Source organism: Nocardioides okcheonensis, assembly GCF_020991065.1.
Taxonomy (GTDB): Bacteria; Actinomycetota; Actinomycetes; order Propionibacteriales; family Nocardioidaceae; genus Nocardioides; species Nocardioides okcheonensis.
In genome coordinates this window covers 2,578,150-2,605,025 of the sequence record NZ_CP087710.1, presented here as the reverse complement: position 1 = coordinate 2,605,025, position 26,876 = coordinate 2,578,150, and the positions used below count along the sequence as shown (strand labels likewise).

The window sequence follows — 26,876 nt, the reverse complement described above, 5'->3', positions numbered from 1 at the left end:
GTGAGGGGAGGGGTCAGCCGCCCATCGGGCCTCCCGGGCCGCCGGTGCCCGCGGGGGCCTCTCCGGCGGTGACGGTCGTGGACGTGCCGCCGACGGTGACGGTGTAGGTCGCGCCCTGCTCGAGGTCGGCCGAGGACCAGACGACGGAGGCGTAGTCCTTCTCCGGCGTCCACGACGCGACCTCCGCGCCGTCGGCGTCGGTGACGACGACCTCGGTGCCGGCGGCGGTGGTGCCGAGCGTCGCGGCGATCCAGGCCTGCGCGGAGTCGGTCGAGGGGGCGACCACCATGCCGGCGCTGCCGGTCGCGACGAGGGTGCCGCCGGAGACGTCGAGGGTGCCGTTGACGTCGAGCGCGCCGTTGCCGTCGGAGGTCGGGCCGTAGACGGTGACGTCGCCGCCGGTGATCGTCGCGTCGCCGTTGGAGTCGAGGCCGTCGCCGCTGGCCCACATCTCGAGGGTGCCGCCGTTGACGTAGAGGTGCAGCGAGCTGTCGGCCGCCATCTCCCCGCCGCCCATCCCGGCCTGCCCGTCGGTGGCGGCACTGTCGTCGGACGAGCTGACGTTGACGCCGTCGTCGGCGGAGTGCAGCTCGATCTCGCCGTCGTCGACGACGACCAGGGATCCCTCCATCGCCTCGTTGGAGCCCGAGACCAGCACGGTGCCGCCGGCGACGAGCACCTGGACGCCCTTGATGCCGTCGTCCTGCGAGGCGACGGTGAGCGCGCCGCCCTCGATCAGCACGAAGCCGGCGCCGGCGTCCTCGGTGTTGTCGGACTTGAAGGCGTCGCCCACCGCGTCGACGGTGACGGTGCCGTCGGCGAGGACGAGGTAGTCCTTGCCGATGATCCCGTCGTCGACGGAGGTGACGTCGATGGTGCCGCCGGTGATGACCAGGCCGTCCTTGCCGACGATGCCGTTGTTGCTGCTGCCCGTGACGGTGAGCGAGCCGGTGCCGCCGATGGTGAGGTCGGCGCTCGACCACAGCGCGCCGGTCGGCGCGTCCTCCGACGTGTCGGCGTACGTCGTCGCGTCGGTGAGGGCGTTGTCGCTGCCGTCGGCGAGCACCACGACGACCGACTCGGCGTCGGTGACCGCGATCGCGGCGGAGGTCTCGGACGTGATGGTCGCGTCGTCGAGCACGAGGCGCACGACGCCGTCGCCGGCGCTGTCGACCACCACCTGGCCGGTGAGGTCGCCGGTCAGGACGTAGGTGCCGGCGGCCGAGATCGTCACCGTGCCGTCGGCCGAGGTGACGGCGTCGGAGTCGGAGGTGGCCGACGTGCCGTCGAGGGTGACTGTCGTCGCGGACGCCTCGTCGTAGGACGTGTCCCCGGTCTCGACGGCGAGGTCGTCGGCGAGCACCTCGTCGACGGCGGTGCCGTCGCTGCTCGCGACCGCGCTGGTCGTGGCGCTCGACCCGGACGACGTGGTGGAGGTCGTGTCGCTGGCGACGGAGGCGCCGCAGCCGGCGAGCAGGACGGTGGCGGCGACGCCGGCGACGGCGTGGCGGAGTCGGGGCCAGCGGGACGGGAGGTGGCGCATGGGAGCGGCCTTTCGGTCGGGTCGGGACGGGGTCAGGTCGGGGGGTGGGGCCGGCTCAGCGACCCGGTGCCTCGATCGTGCGGGCCGCGCCTGTCGCGGACGTGGGGTCGTCCTGTCCGTCTCCTGTGAGCCCGCGTCGGGGCGCGAAGACGAACGCCCGCTGCGCCGCGAAGCTCGACGAGACCAGCGCCACCTCGGTCACGAGCTTGGCCGGGAGCAGCGCCAGGCCGGCGGCGTGCAGGGTGCTGAGCAGGAGGTAGTTGGCGCCGAGCAGGACGCTGGCGAGCGCGGCGTAGCGCCAGGCCGCGGTGCGGGTGCGGACGCCCCGTCCGCCGTCGAAGACCAGGCTGCGGTTGACCGCGAAGTTGATCCCCGCGCTGGTGAGGCGGGCGCCGACGACCGACACCAGCAGGTCGCCGGTCAGCGCCTGGAGCGCCAGCAGGGCGGCGGTGTCGATCACGAAGGCGGCGAGCGACGAGCAGAGGAATGCGAGCAGGGGGAGGTAGACCCGCAGCGAGTCGACGACCGGCCGGAAGTGCGACGAGGCGTTGTCGTCGAGGTAGATCGTCGCGATCGGGACCTCCTCGAGCGCGATCCCGGCGCGGGCGGCGCGCAGCAGGACCTGCAGCTCGTACTCGTAGCGCTCGCCCGGCACCGCGCACGCCCAGGCCAGGACGCCCGCCGGGAGGCCGCGCAGCCCGGTCTGGGTGTCGGTGAGGCGCGTACGGGTGGCGGCGGCGAACAGCCAGCGGGTGACCGTGTTGCCGATCCGGCTGCGCAGCGGGACCCGACCGTCGAGGGTGCGGCTGCCGAGCACGATCCGGCGTGCGGCGGGGTCGGCGAGCAGCCGCTCGCCCACCGCGACGACGTCGTCGAGGGCGTGCTGGCCGTCGGCGTCCGCGCACACCACGGGCGAGCCCGGTCGAGTGGCGGCGACGTGGGCGAAGCCGGCCTTGAGGGCCGCGCCCTTGCCGCGGTTGACCGGGAGGGCCAGCACCTCGGCGCCCGCGGCGAGCGCCAGCGCGAAGCGGTCGGCGTACGCCTCTCCCGACCCGTCGTCGACGACGAGCAGGTGCCAGTCGGGGCGGGCCGCGCGGAGGTCGGCGAGGGTCTGCAGGAGCGCCGGTCCGGGCCGGTAGGCCGGGACCAGGACGGTGGGGGCCACCTCGTCAGCCCTTGACGTAGAGGATGTCGGAGGTGCCGCGCTCGCCGCCGTTGCTCGGGCGGTTGACGACCTCGCCGTCGAAGAACATCGTCGAGGAGCCGCCGCCGTCGATGTTGTAGGCGGTGACCGCGCCGAGGCCCTTCATCAGCGTGGCGAGCTCGGTCATCGTCGCGCCGGCGCTGTAGCCGGCGGAACGGCCGTCGACCACGACGAGCAGCAGGTGGTTGTCGGCGATGACGCCGATCGCGGTGCGCGGCTGGTCGCCCTGGATCGAGTGGTTGCCGAAGTTGGTGTCGACCTCGACGTCGTCGATGCCGTCCAGCACCTCGCCGTCGGCGACGAGGGCGGGGCCGAAGGACAGCGTGTTCCAGACGCCCGCGTCGACGAGCGCGTCGGCGCTGGTCGCGGTCTCGTCGTAGAGCTCGACGTGGCCGTCGCGGTAGAACGCCAGCCCCTCACGGGCTCCGGCGTCGCGCCAGGCCACGCCGTTGCGCACGACGATGCCGGTCTCGCGGAAGCCGTAGTAGTCGCCGTTGATCGCGAGGATCGCGCCGTTCTGCGCGGCGATGTCGGAGGTCTCGTCGACGATGTTGGTGCCGAAGGAGTCCTGGGCGAACGCAGACCGCAGCACGGTCGCGTCGCTGAGCACGAGGTCGGCGACGAAGTAGGTCACGGTCGCGTCGCCGCTTCCGGTCGTCACCTTCTTCACGGTGATCGTCGTGCCGTCGGCGCTCCAGCTGTCGTCGGTCACGACGGCGTCGGAGGTGTCGAGCACGGCGCCGTCGCTGCCCTGGCTGGCCTCGTAGGCCGACGCGTCCGCGACCTCCACGTGGTCGACGACGTAGCGGTCGAGCGCCCACGCGCCGCCGCCGGTGGTCAGGGTCAGGGTGGTGAGGCCGCCGAGGAGGACGGCGCGGCGGGAGGGCCTGGTCGGCATGGGGGCTCCAGTCGTCGGGGTCGTCCTCGACGATCGGCGGCCTCGCTGTCCGCGCGCTGTGGTGTGCCTCGGGATCAGGTGTGGGTCGGGTCGTCACCCGGTACGCGCCGGAGAACTGCGGCCGGACGACGACTCGCAGGGCTCCCGGACGGTCGTGCGGCCGCAGTTCTTCCGGGCCGCTCCCTGTCGCCTCCGTCCGCCGACCGTGGCGGCGTACGACATCGGTGGCGGGTGGTCGGGTGTCGTCTGCCGCCACCCTCGGCGGCAGGCTGGCTCAGCGACCCCAGTTGCGGCGGCGTACGGCCCGCTTCGGCCGGCCGCCGGCGTAGGAGAGCGACGCGTCGACGAGGAAGCCGCGCTCGAGCGCCTCGCGCCCGATCAGCATCCGGAAGCCCATCTCGTCGCGGTTGCTGAGCGTCATGACGGTGGTGACGGTGCGCCCGGCGAGGGTGACGTCGAGGGCGACGGCGTAGCGCTGCTCGACCTGGCCGTTGCTGGAGCGGACCTCGCGCCGGTCGAGGACCGCGAGGCTGAGCTCGACGTGGTCGTCGTCGGACTTCTGCCACGGGTGGATCGAGAACCGCACCCACTCCTGGCCGTCGCGCTCAAAGGCCTCGAGGTCGAAGGCGTGGATCGAGGACGAGCGGGCGCCGGTGTCGACCTTGGCCTTCATCCACTCCACGCCGGCCTGCGGCAGCGCCACCCACTCGCGCCAGCCGACGACCACCTTCGGCGCGATCTCCTGCGCGGCGGCGTCGTCCGGGGGCTCGGGCGGCTGGGGCGTGGGCACCTGTCCATCCTGTCAGGAGGGTGGGGTCGGGCCCGGGGTCGAGGTGGTTGTATGGCCCACCATGAAGCTCGCCATCCTCTCCCGGGCGCCCCGGTCCTACAGCACGCAGCGCCTGCGCACCGCGGCGATCGACCGGGGCCACGACGTGAAGGTGCTCAACACGCTGCGCTTCGGCATCGACCTCTCGGGGGACGAGCCCGACCTGCTCTTCCGCGGCAAGCAGCTCTCGACGTACGACGCGGTGCTCCCGAGGATCGGCAACTCGATCACCTACTTCGGCACCGCCGTCGTGCGGCAGTTCGAGCAGATGGACGTCTACACGCCCAACACGAGCTATGGCATCGCCAACAGCCGCGACAAGCTGCGCGCCACGCAGATCCTGTCGCGCCACAAGATCCCGATGCCGGCGACGACGTTCGTGCGCGACCGCGCCGACGTGATCCCGGCCATCGAGCGGGTCGGCGGCGCGCCGGTCGTGATCAAGCTGCTCGAGGGCACCCAGGGCATCGGCGTCATCCTCGCCCCGACCATCAAGGTCGCCGAGGCGATCATCGAGACGCTGCAGAGCACCCGGCAGAACGTGCTGATCCAGCGCTTCGTGAAGGAGAGCAAGGGCCGCGACATCCGCGCCCTCGTCGTCGGTGACCGCGTGGTCGCGGCGATGCGCCGCGTCGCGCAGGGCGACGAGTTCCGCTCCAACGTGCACCGCGGCGGCAGCGTCGAGTCCGTCGAGCTCGACGAGGAGTTCGAGCGCGTCGCGGTCCGGTCGGCGCAGATCATGGGACTGCGCGTCGCCGGTGTCGACATGCTCGAGGGCCGCAACGGCCCGCAGGTGATGGAGGTGAACTCCTCGCCCGGCCTGGAGGGCATCGAGGCCGCCACCAAGCTCGACGTCGCCGGCGCGATCGTCGACTACATGGCCAACCAGGTCGCCTTCCCCGACATCGACGTCCGCCAGCGGCTCACCGTCTCGACCGGCTACGGCGTCGCCGAGATCGTCGTGCACACCGGCTCCGACATGGTCGGCAAGAAGCTCGGCGAGTCCGGACTCGACGATCGCGACATCACCGTCCTCACCCTCCACCGCGGCCCGCAGGTGATCCCCAACCCGCGCAACAAGACCGTGCTCGAGGGCGAGGACCGACTGCTCTGCTTCGGCAAGCTCGAGGAGATGCGCTCGATGATCCCCGACCGCAAGCAGAAGCGGGTCCGCAGGCTGATGAAGAAGCACCTGCCGCCGGAGAGCAGCTGAGCAACTTTTCCCGGGGTGGGCGCGTCCCACCGGCGCCGTCCCGAACCCCAGGAGCCCTCGTGAACCGCCTCCCCGTCCTGTCCGTCCCGCTCGCCGCTCTGCTCGCCGGCAGCGCGCTGGTCGCCGTCGCCGGCACCGCGTCGGCCGACGAACCGACCTGCCAGGGCAGGGCGGCGACGATCGTCGGGCCGACCAACGGCCGCAACACCGACGGGACCGACGGTGACGACGTCGTCGTGACGACGGCCGACGGCTTCGGCGGGACCGGCTACATCCGCACCGGGGCGGGCGACGACCTGCTCTGCATCGTGGCGGGCGACGGCCGGATCCCTGACCCGCGCGTGGACTCGACGTTCTCCGTCTCGACAGGCGCGGGCGACGACAGCGTCGTGGTCGAGGAGGAGCGCAACACCAGCTACCTCCGGGTCGCGCTCGGGGCGGGCGCGGACACGTTCCTCGGCTCGAGCCGCCCGGAGCACGTGTGGGCGGGCGACCAGGAGGTCTACCCGGCCCGGCTCGGGGCCGACGCCGACGTCGACCGGATCAGCACCGGCGACGGCGCCGACACGATCGCCACCGGCTCCCCCGACCCGTCCGTCGTCAACGACGACGTCGTCGACTCGGGCCCCGGCGGCGACACGATCCACGTCGGCGGGACCGGCACCGCGCTCACCAACGGCGGCGCTCCCGGCGAGCTCGGCGACGGCATCTCGCTCCACCGACCCGGCTGGGCGCAGTCCCGGGTGACCATCGACAACGTCGCGCGGCAGGCGTCGGCGGACGCCGGTGTGTTCCTGCGGTGGACCAACGTGAGCGGGTTCTCCGTCGTCGTCGACTCGCCCGTGACCTACGTGGGGTCGGCGGCGAGGGACTTCCTCGACGTCCGCACGACCGTCCCCGTCGGCCTCCTCGACACCGTCCCGGTGGACGTCGCCATGGCAGGTGGCGACGACATGTTCAGCTCCAACGGCGAGCCCGTCGTCGGGCGCGTGGACGGCGGCACCGGCACCGACGAGCTCTACCTCCCCGTGTGCTCCCGCATCGACTACCGGATCGGCGCGACCGTGGACTGCAAGGCGCGTACGTCGTCCGGCGACCTCGTCGCGCACCGCGCCCTCGTGCCGGGCTGGGAGGGCCGGACCTTCGTGCTCGCGAGGAAGTGGGCGTCCGTGACCGGCACGTCCGGCGACGACACGATCACGGTCAAGGCGCCACGCATCCGGGTCTCGGCGCGCGGCGGTGACGACGCCGTCACCGTCGCTCCCGACGCGCACGCGGACGCGGTCCTGCGCGGTGGCGCCGGCCGTGACGTCCTCACGGGCGGCACCCGCAACGACACCTTGGTCGGAGGCCCCGGTCGCGACCGGCTGGTCGGGCTCAAGCGCAGCGATACCCTCATCGGCGGACCGGGCCGCGACGTGGCCCGCGGTGGCACCGGTGGGGACCGGTGCTCCGCCGAGGTCACCCGCAGCTGCGAACGCTGACTCCTCAGCCGTGCAGGGTGCCCTGCACGGCCCCGGCGGGGTACGTCGCGTTGTGCACGTTGACGTAGTAGCGACCCGGGTGTGCCGCGATGCGCTTGATGACCTTCTTCGACGCCGCGGTGCAGCGAGCGCCGCCGGTCACCGCGCCGGTCAGGTCGACCAGGACGAACCCGTCGGACGCGCGGTGGATGTGGGCGGCCGTCGGGTCGCCGATGTTGTTCCAGCTGATGGTCGCGCAGACCTTGCGGGCCTTCGGGCGCAGCGTGACGCGGGCGTTGCCCGATCCGTCGGTGTCACCGCTCGCCTTCAGGCGGGTGGTCAGGACGGTCGGGCCGTCCTCGGGCGCGCTCGCCGTTGCCGCCGGGGCGAGGCAGAGCGTGATCAGGGCTGCGGCGAGGGCTGCCGCCGTGCGGTGGGGGGTGGGCATCCTCCGATGGTGCTCCGCCGCGGCGAGGTTGGGAAGGGGCGCCGAGGACGCCCGGCGATGCCCCACCGCGCCTGGGCGCACCCCCTCCTCGAGACCTGCTGCCAGACTGGCGCGATGGAGGTCTACCGCACCCCGGACCACGCCTTCGACCACGTGCCGGACTTCCCGTGGGAGCCGGCGTACGTCGAGGTGGCCGACCCCGACGGCGGGACGCTGCGGATGGCGTACGTCGATGCGGGGCCAGCGGACGGGCCGGTGGCGCTGCTGCTCCACGGCGAGCCGTCGTGGTCGTTCCTCTACCGGCACGTGATCGAGGTGCTCGTCGACCGCGGGATCAGGTGCGTCGCGCCGGACATGGTCGGGTTCGGGCGCTCCGACAAGCCGCTGTCGGCGGACGACTACTCGTTCGCCCGGCTGGTCGAGTGGACGCGCGAGCTGGCGTTCGACCACCTCGACCTGCGGGAGGTCACGATGGTCGGGCAGGACTGGGGCGGGCTGGTCGGGCTGCGCCTGGTCGCCGAGCACCAGGACCGGTTCAGTCGGGTGGTCGCGGCCAACACCGGGCTGCCGACGGGCGACTTCGACATGCCGGAGGTCTGGTGGCGGTTCCGCCGTGCGGTCGAGACCGCGGAGACCGTCGACGTCGGGCGGCTGGTCGCGGCCGGCTGCGTGCGGCCGATGTCCGACGAGGTGCGGGCGGCGTACGACGCGCCCTTCCCCGAGGAGCGGACCAAGGCGGGCGTCCGCGCCCTGCCCACGCTCGTACCGACGCGTCCCGACGACCCGGCCACGGAGGCCAACCGGGCGGCGTGGGAGGTGCTGTCGAGGAGCGACCTGCCGTTCCTCGTCGCCTTCAGCGACAGCGACCCGATCACGGGCGCGATGGCGCCGATCCTGCGCAAGCTGGTCCCCGGCACGCAGGGCCTCGACCACCCGACGATCCGCGGCGCCGGTCACTTCCTGCAGGAGGACGCCGGCACCGAGCTCGGCCGGATCGTCGCGGACGTCGTGCCCGGCGCGGTCACCCGCGCGTAGGACTCGTCCTCGCTACTGTCGGCCGACGTACGCACCGACGACAGGGGGATCGTGATGGAGCAGCAGCTGCAGTGCCGCCACGTCCTGCACTTCTCCGACGGCCACTCGATCTTCGACTTCGACTGACCGAAAGTTTTCGGTCAGGGCTGGTAGAGCTTGTCCTTGCTGCGCGGGTCGAGGCTCGGATAGCCGGCCTTCGGCACGATGCCCTCCGGCTGCGGCTCGTCGCCGCCCTCGTCCTGCTCCGGCGGTACGTCGTCGGGCGCCTGGACGACGCTGGTGTCGCGCAGGCCGTCGGCCCCGACCTGCCCGGGTCCGGTCGGGCCGACCCACTCGCTGCTCGAGCCCATGCCGCCGGCCGCGCCCTCCGGGCCGTCGGCGTTCGGCGTACCGCGCCGGGCTTCGGTCGCAGGCTTGTCGGTCGTCTCGTCCGGGTCGGTCATGGGCGGGTCCCCTCGTCGGTGGTGGTCCCTTCCCGTTCCCCGGCGGGTGTCACCCATGCGCACTAGCCTGCGCCCATGTCGCCCGAGGACTACTTCGTACCGATCAGCACCGCGTGGATCAGCATGCGGCTCTACCGCGTCGTCGCCGACCACGGGGACCGGGGGAAGATCGTCGAGGTCGACGGCTGGCACGAGGCCAAGCGCGACGCTTGGCGCGGGATCGTGGACGACCTGCCCGAGGGATCGACCTGGGTGAAGGACTACCGCGCCGCGTCGGCCGACTGCTCGCTCGGCGTGACCATCAACGACGTCACCCGCGTGTCAGGGCGACGAGGTTACGGCGGATTCAACGTCAGCTACCCGGCCGACCTGCTGCTCGAGGGCAGCGACAAGGTCGCCTCGATGCGGACGATGATCCTCACGGCGATCGACCGGCACGTCGACCGGTGCGAGCTCGGCGTGCCGCTGCTCAGCGAGGCCTTGAGGGGTGCCTGACCGTCCTCGTGCGCCACAGCCACGCGAGCCCGACGAACGGCAGGACCAGCGGCAGCCAGCCGTACCCGGCGCCGTAGTCCGACCACACGGTCTGGTCGGGGAAGAGCTCGGGGTCGAGGAGGGTGAGGGTGCCGACGGTGAGCACGCCGACGAGCTCGAAGCCGACGGCGGCGACGGCGAGGCGGCGGGGGGAGGGGCCGACTTCGGCGAGTCCGACGGTGGCGGCGATGTAGACCAGCGCGGCGATCGCGGACAACGTGTAGGCCAGCGGCGCCTCGGAGGCCTTGGTGCCGAGCTGGACCAGCGAGCGCGCGGTCGCGGCGAGGGCGAAGACGCCGTAGACCGCGACGAGCGCGCGGCCCGCGCCGGACTTGGTCGACGCGCTCACGAGGGCCACACCTGCTCGACGCGGAGGATGACGAACGCCTGCGCGAGGCCGGCGACCATGAGCACCGCGGTGGCGCCGCGGCTGCGCTCGGCGAGCGACCAGACGAAGCCGATCGGCAGCAGGACGAGCCCGGCGAGCAGGTAGCCAAAGAGCGTGACGGTCGCGCCGCCCGAGAGGTCGACGCCGCCGACCTGGACCGCCGCGACGACCAGCAGGACCAGCGTCGCGGCCTCGATCAGGCCCGCGAACCCGAGCAGGCCCCAGTCGGGCGTGCGGTCGAGCACGACGTAGACCAGCACGACCACCGCGAAGAGAAGCGAGGCGGCGAGCACGACGAGGGGGAGGGGTCCGTCCACGAGGTCTGATTCTCCCAGAGGGCTGCTCATAGACCGGCCACAGGTTCGGTGCAGGTTCGCGACAGGTCCACGCGCGAACCTCGCGGCATGAATCCCACCTACCTGCTCGCCGGCGTCGACCTGCTCGCCGTCCTGGTGCTCGCCCTCGCCGTCTACTACCCGCGCCACCGCCGCGCCGACCTCGTCACCGCGTTCGTCGCGGTCAACGTCGGCGTCCTGTCGGTGACGATCGTGCTGTCCAGCAGCGCGGCCACGGTCGGCCTCGGGCTGGGGCTCTTCGGCGTGCTGTCGATCATCCGGCTGCGCTCGGACGAGCTCGGCCAGCACGAGATCGCCTACTACTTCGCGGCCCTCGCGATCGGCCTGATCGGCGGCCTCGGCACCGGCGACACCGCGCTGTCGATCACGCTGATGGCCGCGCTGGTCGGGGTGCTCGCCGCCGCCGACAGCCGGCTGCTGCACCGCACCGGGCTGCGGCAGGTCGTCGTGCTCGACTCCGCGATCACCGACGAGCCGACCCTCGTCGAGCGCCTCGAGCTGCTCCTGGACGCCCGGGTCACCCGGGTGACCCCGATCCGCGTCGACCTGGTCAACGACACCACGACCGTCGAGGTCCACTACGCGCCCACACCCGCGCCGGCGATGCCCAGCGCCGAGCGCCACGACGCGGCGGTGCTGACCCGATGAACGCCCTCCACGACCTCCCCGCCGTCGGCCTCGACGAGCTCAACGCCGCGGCCGCGCTGCTCACCCGAGTCGACCGGAAGTACGTCGTCCCCGTCGCCGACCTCGACGCCGTCCTCACCGGCATCCCGGGCCTCCGGGCGCTCGAGGTCGAGGGCCGGCGCTGGTCGCGCTACGAGTCGACCTACCTCGACACCGTCGCGCTCGACTCGTGGACCGGCGCCGCTCACGCCCGCCGGCGCCGCTGGAAGGTGCGGACCCGCACCTACGCCGACACCGGCGAGTGCTGGCTGGAGGTGAAGACCCGCGGCCGCCGCGGCGCGACCGTCAAGGAGCGGCTGCCGCACGACGGGACCGACGTCGCCGGCGCCGCCTCCGACTGGGTCTCCGAGCGGCTCGCCGCCGCGCACGTGTTCCACGTGGAACCCCGCGGGCTCGTCCCCACGCTGCACACGGCGTACGCCCGGAGCACCCTGCTGCTCCCCGCCGGCGCCGGCCGCGCCACCGTCGACCGCGACCTGCGCTGGGTGTCCGGGCACGGCACCGCCGAGGTCGCCGACGTCCTCGTCGTCGAGACGAAGTCGGCGTCGATGGCCCCCGGTCCGCTCGACCGCCGGCTCCGCGAGCTCGGGCACCGGCCGGTGCGGATCTCGAAGTACGGCACCGGGCTGGCACTGCTGACGCCCGGGCTGCCCGGCAACCGCTGGCACCGCGTCACCTCGCGGCACCTCGCCGACCACCTCACCCTCGACGCGGGGGTGCTCGCATGAGGCGGCGCACGACCGGCGTCGCCGCGTGGGCGGTCGTCGCCGCGCTCGGCCTCGCCGGGTGCTCCTCGTCGGACCCGACCGCGTCCACCGCCGCGGTCGCGACCGCCGCGAAGGACGTGGCCGACGGCACCGGTGTCTGGGACGAGTCCCGGCTCCACGAGATCGGGATCGAGGTCGACCCGGACGCGGTCGCGACGATGATCGACACCTACCAGCAGTCGGGTGAGAAGGACTGGGTCGAGGCCACGGTCACCATCGACGGCGAGACCTACGAGCGCGTCGGCATCCGGCTCAAGGGCAACTCCTCGCTGCGCGGCGTCTCCGACGACTCCGACCCGGCCGACCTGCCGTGGATGATCCGCCTGGACAAGTTCGTCGACGGGCAGTCGCTCGAGGGTTGGACGTCGTTCGTGGTGCGGTCCAACAGCTCGGAGACCGCGCTCAACGAGGCGGTCGCGCTCGACCTGCTCGCCGAGGCCGGACTGGCCAGCGAGCACGCGATCTCGACGGCGTTCAGCGTCAACGGCTCCGGTGCGCGGCTGCGGCTGGTCGTGCAGGACCTCGACGAGGCGTGGGAGGCGGAGAACTTCTCCACCGACGGCCTGCTCTACAAGTCCGAGGCCGAGGGCGACTGGTCGTGGCGCGGCGACGACCCGGACGCCTACACCGACGTCTTCGACCAGGAGACCGGCGACGACGACCTCACGCCGCTGATCGACCTGCTCGACTTCCTCAACAACAGCAGCGACGCCGACTTCGAGGCCGAGCTCGCCTCGCACCTCGACGTCGAGGCGTTCGCGCGCTACCTCGCCTTCGAGGAGCTCGTCGACAACTTCGACGACATCGACGGGCCGGGCAACAACTCCTACCTGCGCTACGACGCGACGTCCGGAGGGTTCACCGTCGTGGCGTGGGACCACAACCTCGCCTTCGGCGGGGCGCCGGGCGGCGGTCAGGGCGGCGGCCCGGGTGGCGGGGGTCCGGGTGGCTTCCCCGGTGGCCTCCCCGGTGGTGACGGCGAGAGGCCCGAGGGGATGCCCGAGGGGATGCCCGAGGGGATGCCGACCGACCTGCCGAGCGGGATGCCGACCGACCTGCCGAGCGGGATGCCGACCGACGGCGTACGCCCCGAGGGCGGGCCCGGAGGTGGTGCCGGCGGTCCGGGCGGCGGGTCCAACGTGCTCGTCGAGCGGTTCACCGCGGTGGACGCGTGGGCCGACCTCGTCGAGCAGGCGAAGGCCGACCTGACCGCGGAGCTGGTCGACAGCGGCTTCGCCGAGGACGTCCTCGCCGCGCGGGTCGCGGTGCTCACCGAGCAGGCCGGCGACCTGGTCGACGCCGCGACGGTGCAGGAGGAGGCCGACGCGATCCGCTCGACCCTCGGTGGTTGAGGTGCGCACGCGGCCTCGGCCCACCCCGACTCCCCACGACCCCGACTGTCCACACCCCCGCCGATAGTCCGCTGCGAACGGCCGGTCCCAGCCCCGGTCTGACCGGCCGACTGCAGCGGACTACCGGGAGGGGGTGTGGACGGGAGGGGGTGTGGACGGGAGGGGGTGTGGACGGGAGGGGGTGTGGACGGGAGGGGGTGTGGACGGGAGGGGGCGGACGAGCCCGGCGCCGGGGTCAGGCGGGCTGGTCGCCGCCGACGGCCGGGAACTCCTTCATCGCCTGGTCGGCGATCTTCTTCATCATGAAGCCGTCGATGCCGCCGCCGACGACACCGCCGGCGAAGGGGATCCCGCGGCCGAAGCGGGCGAGCACCTTCTCGCTCACGCCGCGCATCAGCCGGAAGCCGACCGCCTTGTTGACCACCATCAGCGCGGCCGGCGGCAGCCCCTTGAGGGCGTACGTCGTCGCGCGGGAGCCAGCCGACGCCATCCCGGCCTTCTTGAGCACCTCGTCGGAGTCGGAGCCGACGAGGGTGAGCAGGACCGCCGTGCGGACCCGCGGCTCGGCGAGGTCGTAGCCGCGGAGCGTGGCGATGGCGCCGACCATACGAGTGGCGAGGAGGTAGAACTCCGCGACGTTGACCGGCAGCGAGACCGGCATCGTCACGAAGCCGCCGACCCCGGTGAGGAACCCGCCGGCCGCGCCGGTCGCGGTGGCACGGCGGGCCAGCGCCGAGATCGCCTTGTCGGTGTCGCCGCCGGCCTTCTCGAGGGCGTCACGCGCGACCTCCTCGGCCGGGCGCAGCGGGCCGCGGCCCTTCAGCCCGGCCTCGACCAGCATCGACACCAGGCGGTCGATGGCGCCCGGGTCGTCCTGCTCCTGCGCCGCCTCGAGCGCGGCGCGGGTCTTCTCGGTCTCCGACGAGCCCGGGGTGATGAGGTCCTTGAGTCCCATGGGCACACAGTAGGAGTCCCGCCCCAGCGACCGTCCCGCCCGCAGCGGTGAGCAGCCCTCCTCGTACGTCAACCAGCGATCGCCGAGCGGAAGCCCCGCAGCCGCAGCGAGTTGGTGACCACGAAGACGCTGGAGAACGCCATCGCGGCGCCGGCGAGCATCGGGTTGAGCAGCCCCGCGGCGGCCAGGGGGAGCGCGGCGACGTTGTAGGCGAACGCCCAGAACAGGTTGCCCTTGATCACCGCGAGCGTGCGCCGCGAGAGCCGGATCGCGTCGACCGCGACCAGCAGGTCACCGCGGACGAGGGTGAGGTCGCTGGCCTCGATCGCGACGTCGGTGCCGGTGCCCATCGCCAGGCCGAGGTCGGCGCGGGCGAGCGCGGCCGCGTCGTTGACGCCGTCGCCGACCATCGCGACGACCTTGCCCGCGGCCTGCAGCCGCTCGACCTCCGCGACCTTGTCGGCCGGCAGCACGTCGGCCACGACCTCGTCGATCCCGACCTGCGTGGCGACGTGGCGCGCGGCGCGCTCGTTGTCGCCGGTGAGCAGCACCGGCGTCAGCCCGAGGTCGCGCAGCCGGGCGACCGCCTCGGCCGACGTCGGCTTCACGGTGTCGCCGACGACGACCACGCCGCGGGCGCGACCGTCCCAGCCGACCGCGACCGGGGTCAGCCCCCCGGCCTGCGCCCGGTCGACGACCGCGGCGAGGTCGGCCGGCAGCGGCTGCGACCAGTCCTCGAGCAGGCTCGGTCGCCCGACGACGACCGCGTGGCCGTCGACGACGCCCTCGACGCCGAGGCCCTCGCGGTTGGTGAACCCCTCGACGGCCGGTAGTCCGGGACGTTCTGGGTGGGAGACGGCGTCCTGGCCACCCGGAACGTCCGTAGATACCGAGGAGGAGGCGGGGGCGGGGACCGTGGCGTACGCCGCGATGGCCCGGCCGATCGGGTGCTCGGAGGCCGACTCGAGCGCGGCTGCGAGGCGGCGTACGTCGTCGACGGACTCGCCCTGCACAGCCACGACCTCGTGGACGGTCATCTCGCCGGTGGTCACGGTGCCGGTCTTGTCGAGCACGATCGCGTCGACGCGGCGGGTCTGCTCCAGCACCTCGGGACCCTTGATCAGGATGCCCAGCTGGGCGCCGCGGCCGGTGCCGACCATCAGCGCCGTCGGCGTCGCGAGGCCGAGCGCGCACGGGCAGGCGATGATCAGCACCGACACGGCGGCGGTGAAGGCAGCGGTCGCGCCGCCGCCCGACCCGAGCCAGAAGCCGAGCGTGGCGACCGCCAGGCCGATCACGACCGGCACGAAGACGCCGGAGACCCGGTCGGCGAGGCGCTGCACCTCGGCCTTGCCGTTCTGGGCGTCCTCGACCAGGCGCGCCATCTGCGCGAGCTGGGTGTCGGCGCCGACGCGGGTCGCGCGGACCAGCAGCCGCCCGCCCGCGTTGACGGTCGCGCCGACGACGTCGTCGCCCGGACCGACCTCGACCGGCACGGACTCGCCGGTGAGCATCGAGGCGTCGACCGCGCTCGTGCCCTCGACGACGGTGCCGTCGGTGGCGACCTTCTCCCCGGGGCGTACGACGAAGGTGTCGCCGACCGCGAGCTGGTCGACCGGGACGCGCGTCTCGCTCTGCCCACCAGAAGCGTCCTCGCGCAGGACCGCGACGTCACGCGCCCCCAGCGACATGAGCGCCCGGAGCGCGGCGCCCGACTGCCGCTTGGAGCGGTGCTCGAGCCAGCGTCCGGCGAGCAGGAAGGTGGTCACGCCCGCGGCGGCCTCGAGGTAGATGTTGCCCGCGCCGTCGGTGCGCTCGACCGAGATCCGGAACGGGTGGGTCATGCCGGGCTCGCCGGCGGTGCCGAGGAACAGCGCCCACAGCGACCAGCCGAACGCGGCGAGCACGCCGACCGACACGAGCGTGTCCATCGTGGTCGCGCCGTGGCGCAGGTTGGTCCAGGCGGCGCGGTGGAAGGGCAGCGCGCCCCAGACCACGACGGGCGCGGCCAGCGCGAGCGAGGCCCACTGCCAGTAGGTGAACTGCCAGGCCGGCACCATCGCGAGCAGCACGACGGGCACGCTGAGCACCGCACTGACGAGGAGCCGCTGGAGCAGCGGGTCGCGCTCGGGGACGTCGTCGGCAGCCTCCTCGGACGCCGGCGGGGTGGGCAGCGCGGCGGCGTAGCCCGCGGCCTCGACCGTGCGCAGCAGGTCGTCGGTGGAGACGGTGCCGGGGTAGGACACCTTCGCCTTCTCGGTGGCGTAGTTGACCGTCGCGGTGACGCCGTCGAGCCTGTTGAGCTTGCGCTCGATCCGGTTCGCGCACGACGCGCAGGTCATGCCGGTGATGGCCAGCTCGACGTCGGTCGTCGGGCCGGGTGCGGTGTCAGTGCTCATGGCCACCCTCCGCGTCGTGGTCGCCCGACGGCGCGCCGCCGGAGACGACGGTGAACGCCGCGGTCCGGACCTTGCCGCCGTGCCTGAAGTCGAGGAACAGCCGGTAGGTCCCCGGCGTCGGGAACGCGGTCGCGAAGTCGATCGGTCCCGGCGCGCCCTCCTCGGGGTGGACGTGCAGGTAGCCCAGGTCGCCGGCGCGGATCGCGACGAGGTGGCCGTAGGCGCCGAGGTAGGGCTCGAGGTCGCTCACCGGGGTGCCGTCGCGCTCGACGCTCGCGGCCAGCACCGTGCTCGCGCCGGGGGCGGTCTCGCCGGCGAGGGTGACGTCGTACGCCCCGACCTCGGCGGTGCGGTCGTCGTCGGGCAGCGCCACCGGGCGGTAGTCGCCGGCCACCGACACGTCGTCGGCGAGCGTGATGCCGTCCCAGCCCTCCGGGGTCAGGTCGGCGATCACGCGCCACACGCCCGGCGTGAGGCGTACGTCGACCGACCAGGTGCCGCTCGCGCGGTCGAGGCGCGGGTGGACGTGCTGGAAGCCGGTGAGGTCGCGGCGCACGACGACGAGGTGCAGGTCCTTCTCGTGCTCGCGGGTGTAGTCGAGCAGCGGGCGGCCGCTGGAGGTGAGCACCCGGAACGCCAGCCGCGTGCGCCCGGCGGGCAGCTCGCGGTCGGCGAGGTCGAGGGTGAAGCCGTCGGTCTGCGCGGTCAGCCCGGTCGCGTCGGCGACCGCCCCGTCGTGGCCGTCGTGGTCGTCTCCGGCGTGGTCGTCACCGCCGGCGTGCGCGGGGTCGGCCATGCCGTCGTGGGCGGCCGGGGCCGGCTCGGCCTCCACCGGCCCGACCACGCGACCGGCCCCCCACGCCACCGCGAAGGCGGCGGCGAGGGCGGCGACGAACGCGACGACGCGGACCGGGGTGCTCATGGTCGTCACGCCAGGGCGTACCCCGCCTCCTCGACGGCGGCGCGGACGGCCGACTCGTCGAGGGGCGTGGCGCTGGTGACGGTGACGGCGCCGGTCTCGACGACGACGTCGACCTGCTCGACGCCGTCGATCTCGGAGATCTCCTCGGTGACCGAGGCGGCGCAGTGGCCGCAGGTCATGCCGGTGACGGTCCAGGTGGTGGTCTCGCTCATGTGCGTCTCCTTCTCACGACCTCACGAGGCGGGCGATCGCCTCGGAGGCCTCCTTGAGCTTCTGCTCCTGCTCGAGCCCGCCCTGGCGGGCGGCGTCGACGAGGCAGTGGGCCATGTGGTCGTCGAGCAGCGACAGCGCGAGGGCCTGCAACGCCTTCGTGGCCGCGGACACCTGGGTGAGGATGTCGATGCAGTACTTCTCGTCCTCGACCATCCGCTGGATGCCGCGGACCTGCCCCTCGATGCGGCGCAGCCGCTTGAGGTGGGCGGCCTTGGCCTCGTCGTTGCCCTCGAGGTGGCCGTGCTGCTCGCTCATGCTCCCGACGATACCCCTAGGGGGTATGCGTTTCAACAGGCCCCTTCAGTAGTCCGCTGCGATCGACCGGCGGATCCCGGCCCGGGACCGGCCGATCGCAGCGGACTACCGGGGGAGGGAGGTGGGGGCTGTGGACGACGGGCCCGGGCGGACCCACTCCTGCCGCGCCACCAGCACCTCGCGCAGCAGGTCGGGCCGGTCGGTGATGATCCCGTCGACCCCGGCGTCGAGCAGCGAGCGCATCGTCGCCGGGTCGTCGACGGTCCACACCACGACCCGGATGCCGAGGTCGTGGGCCCGCGCGATGACCCGCTCGGAGTGGACCGGGAGGCGACCGAGCCGCAGCGGGACGTGCGCGAACGCGCCCGACCGCACGCCGAGCGGGCGTACGCCGCCGCGCGCGCACGCGACCAACGAGGTCAGCGAGCGCCAGCCCAGCGCCGTCGTCACGCCCGGCGCCTCGTCCTGGAGCCGCCGCAGCCACCGGTTCCACGCGCCCGCGACGAGCACCCGGTCGGCCCAGCCCGGTCGCGTGCGCAGCAGCCGGGCCATCGGCGCGATCGCCCGCTCGTCCTTGAGGTCGACCGCGAACCGCGCCTGCGGGAACGCCGCCATCGCCTCGGCCAGCGTCGGCACCGGCTCGCTCCCGTGCACCCGCAGGCGCTGCAGGTCGGCGAGGTCCAGGTCGGCGACCCGGCCCGGGTGCCCGGTCACCCGGGCCAGCGTCGCGTCGTGGAAGCAGACGACGTGGCCGTCCCGGGTGACGTGGACGTCGGTCTCGAGGTGGGTCAGGCCCAGGGCGGTCGAGCGTCCGAAGGCGGCGAGGGTGTTCTCGGGGGCGAGCCCCGCGCCGCCGCGGTGCGCGATGGCGAGGGGTCCCGTGTGGTCGCCGTAGCTGGTCACGGGTCCAGCATCAGCGCCCCGACCGGCCGCTGTCGCGGGTGCTCGCGAGTGTTCACCGGACCGACGGACTAGGACACCCTCGTGGTCGCTGGACGCACGCCATGGCGGGGGTCGAGCGGACATTGGTCCGCTCGACCCCCACCGTGGACGGGGCCCTCAGCTCCGGTAGCCCCCCAGCAGCTCGGCGAGCCGCAGGTGCGGCTGCGCCTCGTCGCGCCGGCCCTTGCGCTGCAGGGCCCGGCCGAGCAGCAGGTGGGCGTAGGGCTCGTTGGGGTCGTGGTCGAGCAGCTCGGTCGCGACCCGGATCGTGCCGTCGAGCTGGGCGGAGTGGAAGAGCGCGCGCGCCAGCAGCAGGCGTACGTCGGTGAGCTCGTGGCGCACGTCGCCCGGGTCGTCGAGCAGCTCGGTCAGCAGCACGGCGGCCTCGCGGTAGGCGCGCTCCTCGAACAGCGCCTGGGCGCGGACCCAGCGGTCGTGGGTCGAGTCCTCGAGCAGGCCCGCGTGTCCGCGGAGCAGCTCCTCGAACGGAGTGAAGTCGGTCATCGTCGCTCCTCTCGCGACTGACGTCGGCCCGGTGCCTTCGATGGTGCCCCTCCCAACACGCCGATCGCGGCAGGCATTCCGCCGGGCGCGTCGCGCCGCTCTCGTGCCCGCGGTGCGGCTCAGCCGGGGAGCTCGCCGCTCCAGCTCGCGCGGAACGGCTTCATCACCAGGCGTACGCCGTCGAGGGCCAGGCGGTAGGTCCGGCGGGCGTCGCGTCGGTCCGCAGCCGTGCTCGCGAGGGCCAGGTCGCGCTCGAGCCGGCGCGCGGCGGCGGCGCGGGTGGCGGGCGTGACGGTGAAGCGCTTCTCCACGCCCTTGCGGAGCCGCAGCGTCAGCGAGGCGGTGGTGCTGGTGTGGGTGAACGTGTAGGGCTGGAGCTGCCACTCGGGCGGGATGCCGGGGAGCGGGGGCATCGTGCCCGACTCGACCGGGACGTAGACGACGGCGCCGAGCACCTCGTCGTCGAATCCGTGGAACGGGCTGCTGCTCCGCGTGCTCCGGCCGATGCCCTGGTGCTCGGTCTCGTCCCGGGTTGTCCCGGCGACGGCGAGCGTGCCCCGCTCCGACAGCTCGGCGTCGTAGCCCTTCATGTCGTGGCCGAACGGCAGCCGGCCGTCCACGGTCACCACGTCGCAGCGCGCGCCGTTGGCGTAGGTGAGCCGGACGCCCGTCACCTCCAGCGAGCCGAGCCGGCGCAGTCGCTCACGCAGCACCGTCGTCGCCGTGGCGGCCCCGGAGGCGACGTCCGCGGCGTCGGCGACGCGGCAGGTCTCGGCCAGCGCGTCGTTGGGCGCCGTGGCGCCGGCAGCGGCCGGGGCGAGGGGCGCGAGGACGGCCAGGGCGGTGGCGGCGGTCAGGGTCGAGAGGGTCGCGGCACGCATGGCAGCGGAGCCTAGGTCGGGACGAGCACCCGGGTGCGCGGAACGCACGGAATACTGGGGGCATCTGCCCCGTTGGAGGTCGTAGAAACTTCAACCAACAGTTGACCTGGGAAGAGGACACCATGCAGTTCGGCATCTTCAGCGTCGGTGACGTCACCACGGACCCGACCACCGGGCGCACGCCGTCCGAGGCCGAGCGGATCGCCTCGATGACGCAGCTCGCGCTCAAGGCCGAGGAGGTCGGCCTCGACGTCTTCGCGACCGGCGAGCACCACAACCCGCCGTTCGTCGTCTCCTCGCCGACCACCCACCTCGGCTACATCGCGGCGAAGACCGAGAAGCTGCTGCTCTCGACGAGCACCACGCTCATCACGACCAACGACCCGGTGAAGATCGCGGAGGACTACGCCTTCCTCCAGCACCTCTCCGGCGGCCGCGTCGACCTGATGATGGGCCGTGGCAACACCGGCCCGGTCTACCCGTGGTTCGGCAAGGACATCCGCGACGGCATCAAGCTCGCGGTCGAGAACTACCACCTGCTGCGCACGCTCTGGCGCGAGCCCGTCGTCAACTGGCAGGGCCAGTTCCGCACCCCGCTGCAGGGCTACACCTCGACGCCCGCGCCGCTCGACGGCACGCCGCCGTTCGTGTGGCACGGCTCGATCCGCAGCACCGAGATCGCCGAGCAGGCGGCCTACTACGGCGACGGCTTCTTCCACAACCACATCTTCTGGAACAAGGAGCACACCGAGGCGATGGTGAAGCTCTACCGCCAGCGCTTCGAGCACTACGGCCACGGCGCCGCCGACCAGGCGTACGTCGGCCTCGGCGGGCAGGTCTTCATGGCCGGCAGCGAGGCCGAGGCCAAGCGGGTCTTCCGTCCCTACTTCGACAACGCCCCGGTCTACGGCCACGGGCCGTCGCTCGAGGACTTCTCGCAGATGACCCCGCTGACCGTCGGCACCGTCGAGCAGGTCATCGAGCGCACGCTCGGGTTCGCCGACTACGTGGGTGACTACCAGCGCCAGCTGTTCCTCGTCGACCACGCGGGCCTCCCGACGTCGCTCGTGCTCGAGCAGGTCGAGATGCTCGGCACCGAGGTCGTGCCCGTGCTCCGTGCGGAGTTCGAGCGTCGCCGCCCGGCCCACGTGCCGAGCGACCCGCCCACCCACGCCTCGCTGGTGGCCGCCGGGCCCGAGGCGCCGCACCACCTCGTCGAGCCCGCCCGGGCACGCGCCGAGGAGCTCGCGGCGGCGCAGGCATGAGCCGTCGCATCGTCGTGGTGACGGCGGGACTGACCGTCCCGTCGTCCACCCGGCTGCTCGCCGACCAGCTCGCCGAGGCCACCTCCGCGCAGGTCACCGCGCGCGGCGAGGCGGTCGACCTCGAGTTCGTCGAGCTGCGCGAGGTGGCCGGCGAGCTCGCCTCCTTCATGGTGACCGGGGGCGTGCCCACCCCGCGGCTGACTGGCCTGCGCGAGCAGGTGGCGTCGGCCGACGGGCTGATCGCCGTGACCCCGGTCTTCAGCGCCAGCTTCAGCGGGCTGTTCAAGATGTTCTTCGACGCCCTCGACCCCGACGCGCTCACCGGCACGCCGGTGCTGGTCGCGGCGACCGCCGGCAGCGCGCGCCACCAGCTGGTCCTCGACCACGCCATGCGCCCGCTCTTCGCCTACCTCCGCGCGGTCGTCGTCCCCACCGGCGTCTTCGCCGCGACGGAGGACTTCGGCAGCCACGGCCTCGCCGACCGGATCACCCGCGCGGCCGCCGAGCTCGCCGCCGCGGTGCTGAGCCAGGGGGCGTACGCCGTGGGCGGGTTCGCGCCCGACCTGGCCGCGCGCCCGCGGCGCTCCTCCGGCACGCGGGTCGAGACCGACGTGACACCGTTCGGCGACCTGCTGCGCGGTCACTCCGGCACGGACTGACGAGCCCCTTCCCGCCGTCGGTGGTCCGTCCTGGCGTGGGCGGGACCACCCGGCGACATGGGCACCGAGGTTCCGCTCGCGTCGCCGAGGGCGGCGAGGTACGCCAGCCGCTCGAGGCGGCGCCGTGGGGCGACGAGTTCGGGATGCTCACCGACCGGTTCGGGATCGGCTGGCTGGTCAACATCGCCGGCGCCGGTTCCTGACACGTCGTGGGTCGGGACCCGGTGCGGGGTGCGCTCTGACCTGGCACGTCGTGTGCCGCAACAGGGCGCTCCGCGTCGCGGGTGGCGGCACACGCCGGGTCATCACGGGTCCCCTGACGTCGTGACGGGGCGAACCTCTGGCGGTGGGCGGCCGGCGGGGCCATACTGAGCCATGCGCACCCTGACGAAGCGACTCGCGCCCCACGCCCGCACGGCGTGGCTCGTCCTGCTCGGGACCGTCGCGGTCGCGGTGGCGGTCGCGGTGGCGACCGTCCTGGCGACCGGGGGTGGCCGGGTCGGCGTCGTGATGACGCTGTTCACCGGCCTGGTCGCGTTCGGCGTCCTGGCCGCTGTCCTCGACGCGATCCTCGTGCCCGGCAACCCCGACGTCCGTCGCAGGCCCGGGGCGGGCATGACCACCGCCGCGTGGGTGGGCATCGGCTCCGGCGGCGCGGTCGGCTCGGGCGGCGGCGACTGCGGTGGCGGGGGCGGCGACTGCGGCTGAGGGCCCGCGACTGACCTCCCGGCCGCTCCGGGATTCCGTCCCGCGGCGTCGGTGCTCCGTGGTGTGATGACCGCGCCATGACCCGTTGGAGCGCCAGCCAGGTGACGGAGGTCGCGCCCGACGCGTCCTCGCTGACGGCCGCGCGCAAGCTCGCCAGGCCCGGTCCCTGGCGCGAGACCGGCTGCAGCGACGTGCTGGTCTGGGGCCAGTGCCAGGGCAGCGGCAAGACGCCCTACCAGGTCAGCGTCGACCTCGTCGGCCCCGCCTACCGGTGCTCGTGCCCCAGCCGGAAGTTCCCGTGCAAGCACGCGCTCGCGCTGCTGATGCTGTGGTCCGAGGGGGTCATCGACGAGTCGGGACAGATCGCGGCGTTCGCCGAGGAGTGGGCGACCCAGCGCGCCGAGCGCGCTGCCGGGCCGGCCCGCGCGGCGACCGAGGCTGCGCCCGACCCGGCGGCCCGGGCCAGGCGCCTCGAGCAGCGCCTCGAGCGGATGGACGCCGGCGTCGAGGACTTCCGGCTCTGGCTCGCGGACCTGGTCCGCGGCGGCCTCGCGGCCGCCCGCACCCAGCCGTACTCCTTCTGGGACACCGCTGCCGCGCGACTGGTCGACGCCCAGCTGCCCGCGCTCGCCGAGCGCGTACGCGAGGCGGGGTCGCAGGTGCACGCGCGCCGCGAGTGGGCGGCGTACCTCCTCGCCGAGGTGGGCCGGTGGTGGTCCGTGACCTGCGCGTGGCAGGCGCGCGAGCAGCTCGACGAGGTGGCGCTGGCGGACGTCCGGGTCACGGTCGGCTGGGCCCAGTCCAGCGAGGACGTGCGCGACGGCGACGACCGGCCCGGACCCTGGACGGTGCTCGGCGCGGTCCGCACCGACGACGGCCGGGTCCAGCAGCAGCGCACCTGGCTGGCCCACGACGACGGCGAGGTCGTCGCGGTGCTCGACTTCGCCGGCTACGGCCAGGCCCTCGCGGTCCCGCAGCTCAGCGGCGCGCCTCGACGTCGTCGTCTCGCGCTACCCCGGCTCGGCGCCGCGGCGCGCGCTCTTCCGCGACCCGCCGACGGGCGCGGTGCGGTCACCGGCCTCCGGTCGGACCACCCTCGCCGCGGTGCACGCGGCGGCGGCCGAGCGCCTCGGCCGCACCCCGTGGCGCGACCTCCACCCGGCCGCCGTCGCTGGCCTCACCGTGGCGCGCGACGGGGAGGAGTGGCGCGTCGGCGACGCGACCGGGTCGATGCCCCTCGCCGACGGCGCGGCCGTGTGGACCCTGCTGGCGCTGGGCGGCGGCGCGCCCGTCGACGTGTTCGGCGAGGTCGAGGCGGGCGCCTTCCGCCCGCTCGCGGTGTGGCTGGACGACCAGGTGGTGGGCCTGTGAGCCGGGCCGAGCGCTGGGTGGCCGACGTGGCCACCGCCGCCCTCGTGGGCACCTCCCGGCGCGACACGCCCGAGGTGCCGGGTGCCCTCGGGCTCCGCGCGGGCGCAGGGCCCGCCGAGCACCGGATGCTGGCCAGCGCTGCCGTGGTGGACGCGCTCTCCCGGGCCGGCACCCCGCTGCCGCCCCCCGTCGACCCGCTCCGGCCGGCCGACGAGGAGGTCCGGCCGCCGCCGTCCGACCGCGCACGCCAGCTGCTCGCGCTGCTCCTCACCCAGCCGCCGGTCTCCCAGGGCTCGCGCGACGAGCTGCTCGCGGAGTGGCTGCGACTCGCCGACCGCGCCGGCCAGCGGGTGCCGTGGTCGCTGCTGCCAGCCCTGCTCGACCTCGCGGTCGGGCGGCGCCGGGTGGTCGCGTCGCTCGGCGGCGTGCTCGGCGAGCGCGGCCGCTGGCTCGCCTCCCTCAACGAGGCGTGGGCCGGGGTGCTCGCCGACGGCGACGCGGCCCCAGCCCCCTCCGACGGCGACGACTGGGCCGAGGACTGGCCGACGATGACGGGCACCGCCGCCGCGGCCGCGTTCGCCCTCGGCCGCCGCACCGACCCCGCCCGGGCGCGCGACCTGCTCGACGAGCACTGGACGACCGCGTCCGCGAAGGTCCGCGCCGACGCGCTGCGCGCGCTGGGCCCCGGCCTCTCCGCCGCCGACGAGCCGCTGCTCGAGCGGGCGCTCGACGACCGCGCGAAGACGGTGCGGGAGGCGGGAGCCGCGATGCTCGACCGGCTGCCCGGCAGCGCCCGCGCGACCCGCATGGCCGAGCGGCTGCGGCGGCTCGTGCAGGTCAGGGGCATCCTCGCCCGCCACCTCGAGGTCGACGTCCCGGACGCCCCCGACGACGCGGCGGTGCGCGACGGCCTGACGCCGCCGGGCGCCGGCGTGACACCGACGGCGTGGCTCGCCCAGGTCGTGCGGGGCGCGCCGCTGTCCACCTGGACCGACGTCACCGGCCGTGGTCCGGCCGCCACCCTCTCGATGGTCCGCGACGCCGACGTGCTCGGCTGGATCGTCGAGGCGGTCGTCGAGCGCCGCGACACGGAGTGGGCGGTGGCCTGCGTCGACCACGGCGTCCGCGACCAGCGTCTGGTCTGGCTGCTGCCCGACGACCGGCGCGCGCGGCTGCTCGCCGAGTGGGTGGAGCGCCCCGCCGGCCGCGACCTGCGCGGCCTGCTCACCGAGGCCCCGCGGCCCTGGCCCGACGACCTCGGCCGCGCCGTGCTCCGCCGCATCCAGGGCGACACCGCCGACCGCGCCCTGGGCCACGCCGCCGCGCCGCTGCTGCCCGTCGCGCTCGGCGCGTCGCTGGCGCCGGAGATCGAGGCGGCGCTGTCCCGCCTGCCCGACGACTCGGCCCACCTGCGCCGCGCCCTCACCGAGACCCTTCAGCTCCACGCGTTCCGCACATCCCTGACGGAGGCCTTCAGATGACCGCCACGACCACCACGCCCGCGCCCGACGTGCTGCGCCAGCACGCCGAGGTCGCCCACGCCGACGAGCTGGCTGCCCTCGCCGCGGTCGACGACCGGCCGCGACCTCCCTCGTGGCAGCTCTCGCCGTGGGCCGTCGCGACCTACGTCCTCGGCGGCGAGCTGCGCGACGGGACCGTGATCACCCCGAAGTACGTCGGCCAGCGCCGGCTCGTCGAGGTCGCCGTCTCCTCGCTCGCCACCGACCGCGCCCTGCTGCTGCTCGGCGTCCCCGGCACCGCCAAGTCCTGGCTGGCCGAGCACCTGGCCGCCGCGATCAGCGGCCGGTCCACGCTCGTCGTGCAGGGCACGGCCGGCACCCAGGAGGAGGCCCTGCGCTACGGCTGGAACTACGCCCGGCTGCTGGCCGAGGGGCCCTCGCGCGACGCGCTCGTCGCGGGTCCGGTGATGCGCGCGATGGAGGCGGGCGCGATCGCCCGCGTCGAGGAGCTCACCCGGATCCCCTCCGACGTGCAGGACTCGCTCATCAGCATCCTGTCGGAGAAGACGCTGCCGGTGCCCGAGCTCGACGAGGAGGTGCAGGCGCGCCCGGGGTTCAACCTGATCGCGACCGCCAACAACCGCGACAAGGGCGTCAACGACCTGTCGTCGGCCCTGCGCCGCCGGTTCAACACCGTCGTGCTGCCGCTGCCGGACTCGCTCGAGCAGGAGGTCGAGATCGTCCGCACCCGGGTCACCGCCCTCGGCGCCTCGCTCGAGCTGCCGGCCGATCTCGCGTCGCTCTCGGAGATCGAGCGCGTCGTCACCGTGATGCGCGAGCTGCGCAGCGGCGTGACCACCGACCAGCGCACCACCATCAAGTCGCCGAGCGCCACCCTGTCCACCGCCGAAGCGATCTCGGTGATGACCAACGGGCTCGCGCTCGCCGCCCACTTCGGTGACGGCACGGTCCGCGCGGAGGACGTCGCGGGCAGCCTGCTCGGCGCGGTCGTCAAGGACCCGGTGCAGGACCGGCTGGTGTGGCAGGAGTACCTCGAGACGGTGGTGCGCAACCGCAAGGAGTGGAGCGACCTCTACCGCGCCTGCCGGGACCTCGGCTGAG

The 26,876-nt window shown here is 74.0% G+C and carries 29 protein-coding genes; 13 read left to right on the top strand and 16 right to left on the bottom strand.

Features of this window, described 5'->3' with window-relative positions; translation table 11 throughout:
* Positions 1-13 precede the first annotated feature (13 nt).
* From LN652_RS12600 to LN652_RS12585, 4 genes are all read right to left on the bottom strand, one after another.
* Positions 14-1,543 carry a carbohydrate-binding domain-containing protein gene (locus LN652_RS12600; RefSeq protein ID WP_230440980.1) on the bottom strand — a complete coding sequence of 510 codons (1,530 nt, stop codon included), beginning with the start codon at positions 1,541-1,543 and terminating at the stop codon, positions 14-16.
* A gap of 55 nt (positions 1,544-1,598) precedes the next feature.
* On the bottom strand, positions 1,599-2,708 hold the full coding sequence (locus LN652_RS12595; protein WP_230440979.1) for a glycosyltransferase: 1,110 nt from the start codon (positions 2,706-2,708) through the stop codon (positions 1,599-1,601).
* A 4-nt stretch (positions 2,709-2,712) separates the two neighbouring features.
* Positions 2,713-3,645 (bottom strand): phosphodiester glycosidase family protein, encoded by a 933-nt coding sequence (locus LN652_RS12590; RefSeq protein ID WP_230440978.1) that lies wholly within the window; start codon positions 3,643-3,645, stop codon positions 2,713-2,715.
* Positions 3,646-3,919: 274 nt separating this feature from the next.
* Complete coding sequence (locus tag LN652_RS12585) at positions 3,920-4,435, bottom strand: ATP-dependent zinc protease family protein (RefSeq protein WP_230440977.1); 516 nt, start codon at positions 4,433-4,435, stop codon at positions 3,920-3,922.
* A gap of 61 nt (positions 4,436-4,496) precedes the next feature.
* On the opposite strand from LN652_RS12585, the gene LN652_RS12580 reads away from it, so the two are divergent.
* Positions 4,497-5,687 (top strand): RimK family alpha-L-glutamate ligase, encoded by a 1,191-nt coding sequence (locus LN652_RS12580; RefSeq protein ID WP_230440976.1) that lies wholly within the window; start codon positions 4,497-4,499, stop codon positions 5,685-5,687.
* A gap of 59 nt (positions 5,688-5,746) precedes the next feature.
* Entirely contained in the window at positions 5,747-7,171 is a 1,425-nt protein-coding gene (locus tag LN652_RS12575) for a calcium-binding protein (protein WP_230440975.1), read from the top strand.
* A gap of 4 nt (positions 7,172-7,175) precedes the next feature.
* Here the strand turns inward: LN652_RS12575 and LN652_RS12570 are convergent, their stop codons facing one another.
* Positions 7,176-7,598: a CHRD domain-containing protein gene (locus LN652_RS12570; RefSeq protein ID WP_230440974.1), complete on the bottom strand. Its 423-nt coding sequence runs from the start codon at positions 7,596-7,598 to the stop codon at positions 7,176-7,178.
* A gap of 57 nt (positions 7,599-7,655) precedes the next feature.
* Between LN652_RS12570 and LN652_RS12565 the strand changes: the two genes are divergently transcribed.
* The gene (locus tag LN652_RS12565) at positions 7,656-8,633 is read left to right on the top strand and encodes a haloalkane dehalogenase (protein WP_230440973.1); all 978 of its coding nucleotides are present in this window, start codon (positions 7,656-7,658) and stop codon (positions 8,631-8,633) included.
* Positions 8,634-8,773: 140 nt separating this feature from the next.
* Here the strand turns inward: LN652_RS12565 and LN652_RS12560 are convergent, their stop codons facing one another.
* Positions 8,774-9,076: a hypothetical protein gene (locus tag LN652_RS12560; RefSeq protein ID WP_230440972.1), complete on the bottom strand. Its 303-nt coding sequence runs from the start codon at positions 9,074-9,076 to the stop codon at positions 8,774-8,776.
* A gap of 75 nt (positions 9,077-9,151) precedes the next feature.
* Here LN652_RS12560 and LN652_RS12555 point away from each other — a divergent pair, with 75 nt between their 5' ends.
* Positions 9,152-9,571, top strand: coding sequence for a hypothetical protein (locus LN652_RS12555; protein ID WP_230440971.1), 420 nt, complete (start codon positions 9,152-9,154; stop codon positions 9,569-9,571).
* Here the strand turns inward: LN652_RS12555 and LN652_RS12550 are convergent.
* The gene (locus LN652_RS12550; protein WP_230440970.1) at positions 9,546-9,959 is read right to left on the bottom strand and encodes a hypothetical protein; all 414 of its coding nucleotides are present in this window, start codon (positions 9,957-9,959) and stop codon (positions 9,546-9,548) included. The two genes, LN652_RS12555 and LN652_RS12550, sit on opposite strands and share 26 nt — an antisense overlap.
* Complete coding sequence (locus LN652_RS12545) at positions 9,956-10,315, bottom strand: hypothetical protein (protein WP_230440969.1); 360 nt, start codon at positions 10,313-10,315, stop codon at positions 9,956-9,958. Before LN652_RS12545 ends, LN652_RS12550 begins: the two co-directional genes overlap by 4 nt.
* 87 nt (positions 10,316-10,402) lie before the next feature.
* Here LN652_RS12545 and LN652_RS12540 point away from each other — a divergent pair, with 87 nt between their 5' ends.
* The 3 genes from LN652_RS12540 to LN652_RS12530 are packed head-to-tail and all read left to right on the top strand — an operon-like array spanning position 10,403 to position 13,160.
* The gene (locus LN652_RS12540; protein ID WP_230440968.1) at positions 10,403-11,002 is read left to right on the top strand and encodes a DUF4956 domain-containing protein; all 600 of its coding nucleotides are present in this window, start codon (positions 10,403-10,405) and stop codon (positions 11,000-11,002) included.
* Positions 10,999-11,769: a polyphosphate polymerase domain-containing protein gene (locus tag LN652_RS12535; RefSeq protein ID WP_230440967.1), complete on the top strand. Its 771-nt coding sequence runs from the start codon at positions 10,999-11,001 to the stop codon at positions 11,767-11,769. Before LN652_RS12540 ends, LN652_RS12535 begins: the two co-directional genes overlap by 4 nt.
* On the top strand, positions 11,766-13,160 hold the full coding sequence (locus LN652_RS12530) for a CotH kinase family protein (protein WP_230440966.1): 1,395 nt from the start codon (positions 11,766-11,768) through the stop codon (positions 13,158-13,160). Before LN652_RS12535 ends, LN652_RS12530 begins: the two co-directional genes overlap by 4 nt.
* A gap of 235 nt (positions 13,161-13,395) precedes the next feature.
* Here the strand turns inward: LN652_RS12530 and LN652_RS12525 are convergent, their stop codons facing one another.
* From LN652_RS12525 to LN652_RS12490, 8 genes are all read right to left on the bottom strand, one after another.
* Positions 13,396-14,115, bottom strand: a complete 720-nt coding sequence (locus LN652_RS12525) for an EcsC family protein (RefSeq protein ID WP_230440965.1) — start codon at positions 14,113-14,115, stop codon at positions 13,396-13,398.
* Positions 14,116-14,183: 68 nt separating this feature from the next.
* Positions 14,184-16,514 carry a heavy metal translocating P-type ATPase gene (locus LN652_RS12520; protein WP_230440964.1) on the bottom strand — a complete coding sequence of 777 codons (2,331 nt, stop codon included), beginning with the start codon at positions 16,512-16,514 and terminating at the stop codon, positions 14,184-14,186.
* On the bottom strand, positions 16,504-17,436 hold the full coding sequence (locus LN652_RS12515; protein WP_230440963.1) for a hypothetical protein: 933 nt from the start codon (positions 17,434-17,436) through the stop codon (positions 16,504-16,506). The genes LN652_RS12520 and LN652_RS12515 overlap by 11 nt, the downstream gene beginning before the upstream one ends.
* Before the next feature lie 5 nt (positions 17,437-17,441).
* Entirely contained in the window at positions 17,442-17,648 is a 207-nt protein-coding gene (locus LN652_RS12510) for a heavy-metal-associated domain-containing protein (protein ID WP_230440962.1), read from the bottom strand.
* Between the two features lie 13 nt (positions 17,649-17,661).
* Positions 17,662-17,964 carry a metal-sensitive transcriptional regulator gene (locus LN652_RS12505; protein WP_230440961.1) on the bottom strand — a complete coding sequence of 101 codons (303 nt, stop codon included), beginning with the start codon at positions 17,962-17,964 and terminating at the stop codon, positions 17,662-17,664.
* A gap of 105 nt (positions 17,965-18,069) precedes the next feature.
* Positions 18,070-18,867: a glycerophosphodiester phosphodiesterase gene (locus tag LN652_RS12500; protein ID WP_230440960.1), complete on the bottom strand. Its 798-nt coding sequence runs from the start codon at positions 18,865-18,867 to the stop codon at positions 18,070-18,072.
* Positions 18,868-19,023: 156 nt separating this feature from the next.
* A complete protein-coding gene (locus LN652_RS12495; protein WP_230440959.1) occupies positions 19,024-19,410 on the bottom strand; it encodes a tetratricopeptide repeat protein in 387 nt (128 codons plus the stop codon).
* A 119-nt stretch (positions 19,411-19,529) separates the two neighbouring features.
* Positions 19,530-20,291 carry a hypothetical protein gene (locus LN652_RS12490; protein ID WP_230440958.1) on the bottom strand — a complete coding sequence of 254 codons (762 nt, stop codon included), beginning with the start codon at positions 20,289-20,291 and terminating at the stop codon, positions 19,530-19,532.
* Between the two features lie 122 nt (positions 20,292-20,413).
* Here LN652_RS12490 and LN652_RS12485 point away from each other — a divergent pair, with 122 nt between their 5' ends.
* The 6 genes from LN652_RS12485 to LN652_RS12460 all read left to right on the top strand — a co-directional run bounded on the left by LN652_RS12485 (position 20,414) and on the right by LN652_RS12460 (position 26,875).
* Positions 20,414-21,556, top strand: a complete 1,143-nt coding sequence (locus LN652_RS12485; RefSeq protein ID WP_230440957.1) for an LLM class flavin-dependent oxidoreductase — start codon at positions 20,414-20,416, stop codon at positions 21,554-21,556.
* Entirely contained in the window at positions 21,553-22,215 is a 663-nt protein-coding gene (locus tag LN652_RS12480) for a CE1759 family FMN reductase (protein ID WP_230440956.1), read from the top strand. Before LN652_RS12485 ends, LN652_RS12480 begins: the two co-directional genes overlap by 4 nt.
* Positions 22,216-22,250: 35 nt before the next feature.
* Positions 22,251-22,418, top strand: coding sequence for a VOC family protein (locus LN652_RS12475; RefSeq protein ID WP_230440955.1), 168 nt, complete (start codon positions 22,251-22,253; stop codon positions 22,416-22,418).
* Positions 22,419-22,590: 172 nt separating this feature from the next.
* Positions 22,591-22,923: a hypothetical protein gene (locus tag LN652_RS12470; protein ID WP_230440954.1), complete on the top strand. Its 333-nt coding sequence runs from the start codon at positions 22,591-22,593 to the stop codon at positions 22,921-22,923.
* Between the two features lie 77 nt (positions 22,924-23,000).
* Positions 23,001-25,775 carry an SWIM zinc finger family protein gene (locus LN652_RS12465; protein ID WP_230440953.1) on the top strand — a complete coding sequence of 925 codons (2,775 nt, stop codon included), beginning with the start codon at positions 23,001-23,003 and terminating at the stop codon, positions 25,773-25,775.
* Positions 25,772-26,875 carry an ATP-binding protein gene (locus LN652_RS12460; RefSeq protein WP_230440952.1) on the top strand — a complete coding sequence of 368 codons (1,104 nt, stop codon included), beginning with the start codon at positions 25,772-25,774 and terminating at the stop codon, positions 26,873-26,875. The genes LN652_RS12465 and LN652_RS12460 overlap by 4 nt, the downstream gene beginning before the upstream one ends.
* Position 26,876: the final 1 nt, after the last annotated feature.